The 9,313-nt window shown below is 55.5% G+C and carries 10 protein-coding genes; 5 read left to right on the forward strand and 5 right to left on the reverse strand.

Annotation, left to right across the window (positions count from 1 at the left end):
• Positions 1-653, reverse strand: a 653-nt coding sequence (locus IGS51_RS12380) for an SAM-dependent methyltransferase (protein WP_297078669.1), incomplete at its 3' end; no start/stop codon positions are given.
• 269 nt (positions 654-922) lie between these two features.
• Here IGS51_RS12380 and fghA point away from each other — a divergent pair.
• A complete protein-coding gene (fghA, locus tag IGS51_RS12385; protein WP_297078670.1) occupies positions 923-1,774 on the forward strand; it encodes an S-formylglutathione hydrolase in 852 nt (283 codons plus the stop codon).
• Positions 1,775-1,782: 8 nt separating this feature from the next.
• Here the strand turns inward: fghA and mazF are convergent, their stop codons facing one another.
• From mazF to IGS51_RS12400, 3 genes are all read right to left on the reverse strand, one after another.
• A complete protein-coding gene (gene mazF, locus IGS51_RS12390; protein WP_297078671.1) occupies positions 1,783-2,130 on the reverse strand; it encodes an endoribonuclease MazF in 348 nt (115 codons plus the stop codon).
• The gene (locus IGS51_RS12395) at positions 2,124-2,366 is read right to left on the reverse strand and encodes an AbrB/MazE/SpoVT family DNA-binding domain-containing protein (RefSeq protein ID WP_297078672.1); all 243 of its coding nucleotides are present in this window, start codon (positions 2,364-2,366) and stop codon (positions 2,124-2,126) included. Before IGS51_RS12395 ends, mazF begins: the two co-directional genes overlap by 7 nt.
• A gap of 126 nt (positions 2,367-2,492) precedes the next feature.
• A complete protein-coding gene (locus IGS51_RS12400; protein ID WP_297078673.1) occupies positions 2,493-3,305 on the reverse strand; it encodes an HAD family hydrolase in 813 nt (270 codons plus the stop codon).
• Positions 3,306-3,691: 386 nt separating this feature from the next.
• Here IGS51_RS12400 and IGS51_RS12405 point away from each other — a divergent pair, with 386 nt between their 5' ends.
• Both IGS51_RS12405 and IGS51_RS12410 read left to right on the forward strand, forming a co-directional pair.
• Positions 3,692-3,844, forward strand: coding sequence for a hypothetical protein (locus IGS51_RS12405; RefSeq protein WP_297078674.1), 153 nt, complete (start codon positions 3,692-3,694; stop codon positions 3,842-3,844).
• Positions 3,845-3,973: 129 nt separating this feature from the next.
• Positions 3,974-6,910 (forward strand): PAS domain S-box protein, encoded by a 2,937-nt coding sequence (locus IGS51_RS12410; protein WP_297078675.1) that lies wholly within the window; start codon positions 3,974-3,976, stop codon positions 6,908-6,910.
• Positions 6,911-6,926: 16 nt separating this feature from the next.
• Here the strand turns inward: IGS51_RS12410 and IGS51_RS12415 are convergent, their stop codons facing one another.
• Positions 6,927-7,685: a hypothetical protein gene (locus tag IGS51_RS12415; protein ID WP_297078676.1), complete on the reverse strand. Its 759-nt coding sequence runs from the start codon at positions 7,683-7,685 to the stop codon at positions 6,927-6,929.
• Positions 7,686-7,961: 276 nt separating this feature from the next.
• Between IGS51_RS12415 and IGS51_RS12420 the strand changes: the two genes are divergently transcribed.
• Together IGS51_RS12420 and IGS51_RS12425 are read left to right on the forward strand one after the other, a co-directional pair.
• Positions 7,962-8,882, forward strand: a complete 921-nt coding sequence (locus tag IGS51_RS12420) for a DNA methyltransferase (protein WP_297078677.1) — start codon at positions 7,962-7,964, stop codon at positions 8,880-8,882.
• A 216-nt stretch (positions 8,883-9,098) separates the two neighbouring features.
• Positions 9,099-9,313 (forward strand): hypothetical protein (locus tag IGS51_RS12425; protein ID WP_297078678.1); only part of this gene is annotated, 215 nt, incomplete at its 3' end.

A 9,313-nucleotide genomic window follows, 5' to 3' on the forward strand; every position in this document is an offset into this window, starting at 1 on the left:
AATCCCTTCTCTTCCAGCCATGCTTTCATCTCATCACCATACATACCAAATAGATACGGTTCTCCAATTTCAGCAAGCTTATCAATACTGGCTCCCACACCTGGAACTTGGTCATTTTTGAAGGTCATCAGAGGCGAGCAACAATCAAAGACCAGCACTGAATCAGGAGTCATTTGCAGTTTGATGAAGTCTAAAACCTGGGAAACGCTCTCTTTGGGCAGATAGTAACTAACTCCCTGCCAAATATAAGCCGTTGCAAGAGTTTGATCGAAGCCATAGCGAAAAAGGCTACTGAGGTTGTCATGATTAAAATCTAGAGGAATAAGTATTAGTCCTGGAGGAATGCGCCCTAACTTCTCAATCAAGCACTCCTGCTTATCTTCAATCGTCTTGGGAAGGTCAACTTCAAACGTAGCAACGGCACCCTTTTGGATTGAGGAAATACGAAAAAATCTGGTATCGTAACCTGCCCCAAGTAAAAGAAGTTGTTTACAGCCTGATGCGATCGCATTTGTGATGATTTCATCACCATATTTCTCTCTTAAAATGGTGTACCAATACGCAACTTGTTGAAATTTTTGAGCATCGTTAGCTGGCTCTACTCCGATATTCAAAGAATTGTTTTGTAGAGATTGTGCTACCGATATACTCATCCTTCAAAATTACGTCCGGTTGGAATTGGTGAGCAAACTTCATCATGGCAGTGCCTTTGTTGGTTGACTTGCCCATGTCAATGCTCATTGGTTCACCTCTAAATGCTTTGATATTGGAAGTCTAGCTAAAAAGTTTATGGCTCGATGCAACATCGGAATTTGATTTGAGATGTTGTTTATTCTTCTCGCAAATGATTTCACGGCTACGTCTCGATCGATGACTTAGACTGTTTAACAACTCCTTCGCCCCCTCTCCCCCTCCCTCCCCTATGCCCACTCCCCTCACCCCAATCAGCCAAAGCCTCTGCTTCGGCGGTCGCGTCGGCATGTATGCCCACATCTCCGAGGCGTGCAGTTGCGAGATGCGATTTGCGGTCTTTGTGCCGCCTCAGGCAGCGGATCATCCCGTTCCCGTGCTGTACTTTTTGTCGGGGCTGACCTGCACCGAGGAGAACTTCACCGTCAAAGCGGGGGCACAGCGCTATGCCGCCGAACAGGGGCTGATGCTGGTGGTTCCCGACACGAGTCCACGCGGCGAAACCGTGCCGGATGATCCCAATGCGTGGGATTTTGGCAAGGGCGCGGGCTTTTATGTGAACGCGACCGAAGCGCCGTGGAGCGAACACTACCGCATGTATGACTACGTGACGGCGGAACTGCCCGCGCTGATTGCGGCGAATTTTTCGGTGAGGGGCGATCGCGCTGGCATCTTCGGCCACTCGATGGGCGGCCACGGCGCACTCGTCTGCGGGCTGCGAAACCCTGAGCAATACCGCTCAATCTCTGCCTTTGCGCCGATCGCTGCGCCGACGCAGTGCGCCTGGGGGCAAAAAGCGTTTGCGGGCTATCTGGGCAGCGACGCAACAACCTGGAACGCCTACGACGCGACGGAACTGGTGAAAATCCACGCCAATCCGTCCCGCACCATTCTGATTGACCAGGGCATGGCCGATCCCTTTTTGGAAAAAGGCCAGCTTTTGCCCGACGTGTTCGAGGCGGCCTGTCAGCAGGCGGGGCAGCCGCTAATCCTGCGGCGACAGGCGGGCTATGACCACGGCTATTTCTTCATCGCTACTTTCGTCGGCGACCACATTCGCCACCACGCCGAGGCACTGCTGTAGAGCGATCGCTACAAAATCAGCGACTCAATTTTTGCCTGCACGTCCTCGACAACACTCTCCGGAGCAGATTCCACAAACTGAACCCGTCGAGCATTCCAGTCCAAGCTCTTAATCTGATCTGCCAAAATCACGCCTTCAGTCTGCATTTCAGCAGGCAAAGCAACCTCAAAAGGATATCCCTTTTGCTGGCGGGTAATAGGCACAAACAGGGCTAGAGAACTCTTTGCGTTGTAGAGGCGGGGAGACAACACCAAAGCAGGGCGATGTCCCCGCTGCTCATGTCCTTTTGTTGGATCAAAATCCAGGTAGACAATATCCCCTCGGTCGGGAATATAGGAACTTGGAGAGATTACCACGCCTCGTTCCCCAAGGCTGCACCGGTCTCAACTTCAGTATGCAGATTCTCTGGTGTGATGGCGGCGACTAGCTCTTCCAGAGAATACCGCTTGCGAATGTTGGGCTTAATCACAAGATTGCCATCGACCACCGCCAGGTCAACTTCAGCTCCTTCAGAGACCTGCATTTCTTTGAGCAAATGCTGAGGAATCCGAATGGCTAGGCTATTTCCCCAGCGGGCAATTGTTGAAAGCATAGGTTCAGGGCCAGAGATGTATCTACGATGTGTATACATCATAGCTTTGATCTGACGAGTGGGTCAAATTTTGAGTGGGCGATCGCCCCTCATCCTGAATTTAGGAATTGCTGAATTTGGCGGGCGCTATGCAGGCAGCCAGCCAGGAAACGCTCCGGCAAACTGCGCCAGGGAAATCAGGTGAATCTGCGGGTCTTGCTGGGCGGTGTCGCGCTCGGCGGCGGTGTTGTAGCCCCAATCCGCCAGAAATAGCCTGACGGTCGCCAGGTCGGGCTGGGGCTGAATCGTTTGCAGCGTCTTCAGGCGATCTTCCACAAACCAGACGGCGGGCGGCGTGCCGTCTTGCGTGTGCTGTTGGATCAGGTCGCGCAGGGTTTGGGCTTTGGGCTGGCGGATCTCTTTGCCGATCAGGCGATCGCCCGGAAAGTCCACGCCCCGCTGCGCCAAAAGCTGCCGAATAAAGCGCGATTCCTTAGTACTGATAATGTAGACATCCAGCCCGCTCTGGAGCGCCTGCGCCACCCGTTCCACCACGCCCGGATAAAAGCGATGCTGCGCCAGCCAGGTGTCGAGGTCGGCGGCGATCCACTCGTCGCGGCTGCCGTCTACGGCGGCGCTGAGGTCGGCCGGGTTCAGCCCTTCGCGCTCGATCTGCTGCTTGGCCAGCGTGCCCCAGTCTGCCAGGATCTCGGCTTCGGAGATGCCCTGCAAGAGCGATCGCACGATCAGCGGCATTTCCCAGCCCGTTTCCACCACAGGCCGCGTGCGATAAAACGATTCTGCCAGTCCCGCAGGCGGCGTTTTATCCTCTGGCGACCAGATGCGGCAATAGCCCCGCCACGCCGTTTGAAAATACTCGATCATGCCGTCGCACAGCACCCCGTCAAAGTCGAGCGCCAACAGCGTCGGCATGGCATCAGCTAGCACTGCATTGGACATAGAGCATACTGGGTAGGGCGTACTGGGTAAGGCTGACCAGATAGGGCTGACCAGATAGGGCTGACTAGATAGAGCCTACTGGGTAGGGCTTTCCGAAAACACGACGGGGTGCAGCGGCCTGCACCTGCGAGCGGCAGCCCTGTGCGAAGGTCGCAGCAAACCCGGAAGCGGCTAGATGCAAACTCAAGCGTCAGTCTATCGCAGATGAAATTGGGCATTGCGTAGTCAGGCAAACTGTGTTGAGCCAAAACTCATGGCAAAGTAGGAGAACTTCGTCAATTTTGGGCTAAACGGGTGTGAGATCGAGGTCAAGTTTGATTTAAGGATCGATATTTAAGGATCAGTAAGGATCAGGATTGAGGGTTAGGATTGAGGGTCAATCAGGGTTGCTGTGTGCAAAGGCTGTGGAAGCGGGCGGTTCGGGGCGGCTGAGGGCTGTCGGCCACCGGGCGATCGCCCCAGAAACGGCAAGAACGGTTCGCGATTCATCAGAACTGCAAGCGCAGCGCAAAGCTTCAGAACCTCGCAAAACGCTGTAAAATCTGAAGTCTTCGCTTTGAATTCTGGAGTGACGCAGCCAGAGCTTGTAGATTAGAAGGTTATTCAGAATTATCGAAACGTGGTCGAATAATTACCGGAGGTTTGGCAAACAAACCCCTCTCTGCGCTATGGTTTCTGGGCTTGACTATCTTCGGGCACTGCGAGACTGCTGCCAAGACGAGGCTGCCTTTGATCGGTTAAAGGTGCTGCTCAACTTGGCAGATGACGCTGCACAGTCATTTGCTGCACAGTCATCTGTAGACGCTCATTCTGCGGAACAGCGCTATCGCGCCATGCTGGATGCCATTCCCGATCTCATGTTTCGGCTCGATCGCCAGGGATACTACCTGGATTTTGAGGGCAAACAGGTGGTAACGCTGCCCCGCGAGGCAATGATTGGTAAGCACGTCACCGAAATTCTGCCACCGGATGTGGCGGAGGTTTGTCTGGCGGCGATTCAGCGGACGCTGGAAACTGGGCAACTCCAGACCTGCGCTTACCAGCTTTGGGTGGATGGAGCATTACGAGACTATGAGGCGCGGCTAGTGGTAAGTGGAAAAGACGAGGTGCTGTCGGTGGTGCAAGATGTGACCGATCGCCAGCGGGTAGAGTCAGACTTGCAGGCGAGTGAAGAGCGGCTCCGCTGCTTTTTTGAAGCGACATTTGAGGCGGTGATCATTCACAACTTTCAGCAGATTTTGGACGTGAACCCGGCGGCGGTGGAGCTGCTGGGGTACTCAGCAGAAGAACTGATTGGGATGCCCGTGATTGATCTGATCGCGCCAGAGTCGCGGGAGATGGTGCGCGAAAAGTGGCGATCGCTCGCCCGTCCCGAAGATTCCTACAGCTACGAAGCCACGGGCATCCGCAAAGATGGCAGCCGCTTCTTTGGCGTGGTGTTTGCTAAGGGCATTGAGTATCAGGGTCAGCGAGTGCGAGTTGCCAGTATCCGCAACATCACCGCCCGCAAGCAGGCCGAGCTGCGCTATCAGGCAATGCTGAATGCCATTCCTGATCTAATGTTTCGGATTAACCTAGACGGCATTTACCTGGACAGCAAGGCAGAGCGTGATAGCGACCTGCTAGTGCCTGCCAAAGATCTGGTGGGCCGGTCCATTTACGACGTTCTGCCCCATGATGTGGCAGAACAGCGGATGGAGTTTGTGCGGCGGGCGATCGCCACGGGCGAAATCCAGGTCTTTGAATACCAACTGCGGCTCAAGCATCCGTCGAAATATGCAGCCGCCCAAAAAGACTGCGACCCCTATCTACGCGACTATGAAGCGCGGGTCGTGGTCAGTGGCGAAGACGAAGCGCTGGTGATCGTGCGCGACATCAGCGAACGCAAACAAGCCGAAGCCGCCCTCCGCCTGTCGGAAGAAAAATTCTCCAAGGCCTGGCGCTCTAGCCCCAACCCCATGAGCATCGCCACGCTGCTGGGTGGGCACATGATCGACTGCAACGACGGCTTTTTGGAGGTGATGGGCTATCGCCGCGATGAAGTGATCGGGCGACAGGTGCATGACCTGAAACTGTGGGCTCGACCAGGCGATCGCAACAAAGTCGTGGCGATGCTCCAGCGCGATGGCTCGGTGCATAACATCGAGCACTACTTCTGCACCCGCAGCGGCGAAGTCCGGGAAGGGCTGTTTTCCGCTGAAATTATTGAAATCAACGGCGAACAATGCCTGATCGACACCATCGTAGACATTACTGAACTGAAGCAGGCCCAGGCGCAACTGCTGGCCACCACCGAGCGCGATCGCCTGCTGGGAGAAATCGCCCTCCGCATTCGCCAGTCGCTCGACCTGGAGCAAATCTTGAACACCACCGTAGAAGAAGTGCGGCGCGTGCTAAAGGCCGATCGCGTCACCATCGGGCTGGATTTGGACGATCGGCGCGGGCAGATCGTTGCAGAATCGGTCGATTCCTGCTGGCGCTCCATGAAGGGGCTAATCATCGAAGACATGGAGTATCTGGAGGAAACGCGGCAGGGCTTTACCAAGCACGAGGTCGAAGTGGTGAACGATGTGGCCGCCAGTCATCATCCCCGCGCAACTAGGGCGCTGACCGAGTTTCAGGTGCGGGCGTGGCTGGCCGTGCCGATTACGCTTGAGAACGATCTGTTTGGGCTGCTGGTGGTGGATCAGTGCGACGGCCCGCGCCAGTGGCGCACCGAAGAAATCGAATTTTTATCGCAACTGGGCACCCAGGTCAGTATTGCCGTTCAGCAGTCCAGGCTCTACGAGCAGGTGCGCGAACTCAACACCGGCTTGGAGCAAAAGGTGCGCGAGCGGACGCTGGAGTTGCAGCAGAAAAACGAAGAACTGCTGGAGCTAAACGCGCTCAAGGATGAGTTTTTGAACGCCTTTTCTCATGACCTGCGAACGCCAGTGATGGGCATTTCGCTAGTGATCAACAACCTGCTAAACCAGCCAGGAGACACGATTCCCCTCAGCCGCGCCATGCTGGAGCGAATGCTGCAAAGCAACGACTATCAGCTTCAGTTGATTAAGTCGCTGCTGGAGGCACACTCGGCCGAAACGCGGGGCGTGTCGCTGAATTATGAACTGGTGCAACTGAGCCTGCTCATTCAGGTCATCGTGGAGGATTTGGAGCCGCTGGTGGCCAAAAACCACGCCACCCTGCGAAACGACGTGCCACCGGACTTGCCGCTGGTCAACGCCGACTCGATGCAGATTCGGCGCGTATTTGAAAACCTGATTACCAACGCGCTGAACCATAATCCCCCCGGAATTTGTATCACCATCAACGCCACGGTCGAGGGCGACCTGGTTCGCTTTACGATTCAGGACGACGGCGTGGGCATGGCTCCCGAAACGTGCGATCGCCTCTTTACTCGCTACAGCCGGGGGCCAAACTCGCGTCATTCTACGGGTGTCGGGCTGGGGCTATACCTGGCGCGGCAAATCATCACCGCCCACGGCGGACAGATCGGCGTGACCAGCACCCCCGGCAGCGGCGCGACCTTCTGGATGACGCTGCCGCTGGCTATTCCCCCCGGCGCAAACCCAACCCCAGAAGATGAATTAGATGTGAATTAGATGGAGTTAGCGTGACCTACGCTCGCTCGGTCATGCGCGTGGTGCGGAAAGTGACATTCACGCCTTCATTGGATTGCTCCAGCACCAGCAGCGGCGTGGGTTTTGCTTTTTGATCCCAGTGAATCGAGGCAATGCGCCCTTGAATCGTCGGCTGCCAGTTGTCATCGGCCTGCTGGCTCATGTAAGTTTGCAGACATTCGATAATCTGGTTAATCGTGACCGAGGTGGGCTGGGTGGGCAGCTTCGCCAGCTTGATCTGGATGCGGAACAGCACGCCCTTTTTGCCGCCGGGAATGTCCGTCAGATCGTATTGAACATCGAAGATTTCATCCACCTGGCGCGGGGTGCTAGCAATGCCCAACGTTCCTTGCTCTGCTTGGGGCGGGCGCAGGGCAACGGTAATTTTTTCCTTGATCTTGATCTTGATCTGGTTGACGATGGCGAAATGGAATTGTTCTTCTTCCATTCGCAGCCGCAGATAGTCCAGGTTGAACTCCCGGGAATGCACTAGGTCGGGGTTTTTCTCCATCTTGCTGATGGTGTTGAGCGCCAGCTTCAGCTTTTTCTGAAGCTCCCGATTTTTGTATTCCTCAAAGCGCTTTTCTTTGCTGATCTTGTCGTAAGCAAACTTGCTGTAAGCCCCTAGCCCCAGCAAGAGCAGCAGTAGCCCACCGGACGTATACATCCAGAACTGTCCGGGCTGAGACGGCTGTGCGCTAGCTTGGGCAAGCGTCGGCTGAATGACGATAGACTGGGCTGAAACGTGGGCTGACATGGCAGGGCTAAATACAGGGCGTAAGGGATATGTATCGTGTCCTATTGGTTAGAGTGCCCCCTGATTCTGGCGATCGCGCTATCAAGCATCTCTCTTCAAGCTTCTACATCTTCAAGCTTCAGATATATTGAAAGCTTCTACTAGGCTTAGAGTGCCCAGCTTTGGCTCAGAACCTTACAGCGGGCGATCGCCAGATAAAGTCCATTGAATCAGTTGATTGAATCAATTGAACTTACGGATTAATCTCAGTATGGATTAAAGGGAACCCGGTTCGCAATGCCACATCCCCACTCCCCTGCGCCAACCGCCATTTCGTCTCCGCCTCAGCCCTTTTCGTTGCAATACACCCACGCCCACGGACAGATCTATCAGGGCGACTCGGCGACCTGGCTGACCTCGCTGGCGGCGGAAAGCGTAGATTTGGTGTTTGCCGACCCGCCCTACAACGTCAAAAAGGCGGATTGGGATAACTTTGCCAGCCAGGAAGACTACATCGCCTGGTCGCTGGAGTGGATCGCGCAGGCGGCGCGGGTGCTAAAGCCCACCGGATCGCTTTACATCTGCGGCTTTTCGGAAATTTTGGCAGATTTGAAACACCCCGCCTCGCGCCATTTTGCGGGCTGTCGTTGGCTGGTGTGGCATTACAAAAACAAAGCAAACCTGGGACGAGACTGGGGGCGATCGCACGAAAGCATCATTCACTTTCGCAAGAGCAGCCGCTTTCGGCTCAACCTAGACGACGTTCGCATTCCCTACGGCGCACACACGCTCAAATACCCTACCCATCCCCAGGCCGACAGCAGCGCCTACGGCCGCAAGGTCGATCAGACGGGCAAATCCCGCGCTTGGTTGCCCCACCCCAGCGGCGCAAAGCCCAAAGACGTGATCGAACTGCCCACCACCTGCAATGGCATGGGCGAAACCACCCCCCACCCCACCCAAAAGCCAGAGGAACTGTTGCGGAAGCTGGTGCTGGCGGCATCGAGTCCGGGCGATATCGTCCTCGACCCGTTTTCGGGATCGGGCACAACGCTGGTGGCCGCAGAGCAGCTTGACCGCCGCTGGCTCGGCTGCGATCTGAATGCAGAATACAACCAGTGGGCGATTCGCCGCCTCGAAGCGGTGGACTGCCGATCGCCCCAAGTCTGGATCGAGCGCGATCGCAAAACCGCCGAACGCCGCGCCTCTATCCGCTAGCCCCCGACCTGATACGACCTTATACGACCTTAAGCACTGTCCATATCGGGATTGGCCAACTCTCGATAAACAAACAGCGCACCGCATGGCGATCGCCGCCAACCCGCTTCACATTCCGTAGCAAAATTTTGCTTGCGCTGAGCGATCCTCTCTACTACAATCGTCCATCAAGCTGTGATTTTTCCAAGGCGCAGCTTATCTTCACTCCCCGAAAATTTGGCCGGTTCGTCGATTACGGCATTGGTAGATGTTAGCAGCACCTACCAACGCCTGACCCCAGGACAGAGTGAGCTGTCTCAGGGCTTTGCCTATTGTATGGCCGCCTTGAAACCTGCTTTGCGTCGTTTGGGCGGCCATCTTTTCGGGGTTTCCCTACCTCGTTTCCTGGAGGAAACCCCAAATGCTGACAATTCAATACACCTGGTCGTCCC

This window comes from Thermoleptolyngbya sp. M55_K2018_002 (assembly GCF_015295965.1).
In the GTDB taxonomy this organism is placed as follows: domain Bacteria; phylum Cyanobacteriota; class Cyanobacteriia; order Elainellales; family Elainellaceae; genus Thermoleptolyngbya; species Thermoleptolyngbya sichuanensis.

Excerpts from the sequence above, each read along its gene's own strand:
- IGS51_RS12420 (WP_297078677.1), top strand. The coding sequence starts at position 7,962 with ATGCCACATCCCCACTCCCCTGCGCCAACCGCCATTTCGTCTCCGCCT.
- IGS51_RS12395 (WP_297078672.1), bottom strand. The coding sequence starts at position 2,366 with ATGCTTTCAACAATTGCCCGCTGGGGAAATAGCCTAGCCATTCGGATT.
- fghA (WP_297078670.1), top strand. The coding sequence starts at position 923 with ATGCCCACTCCCCTCACCCCAATCAGCCAAAGCCTCTGCTTCGGCGGT.
- IGS51_RS12400 (WP_297078673.1), bottom strand. The coding sequence starts at position 3,305 with ATGTCCAATGCAGTGCTAGCTGATGCCATGCCGACGCTGTTGGCGCTC.
- IGS51_RS12410 (WP_297078675.1), top strand. The coding sequence starts at position 3,974 with ATGGTTTCTGGGCTTGACTATCTTCGGGCACTGCGAGACTGCTGCCAA.
- IGS51_RS12415 (WP_297078676.1), bottom strand. The coding sequence starts at position 7,685 with ATGTCAGCCCACGTTTCAGCCCAGTCTATCGTCATTCAGCCGACGCTT.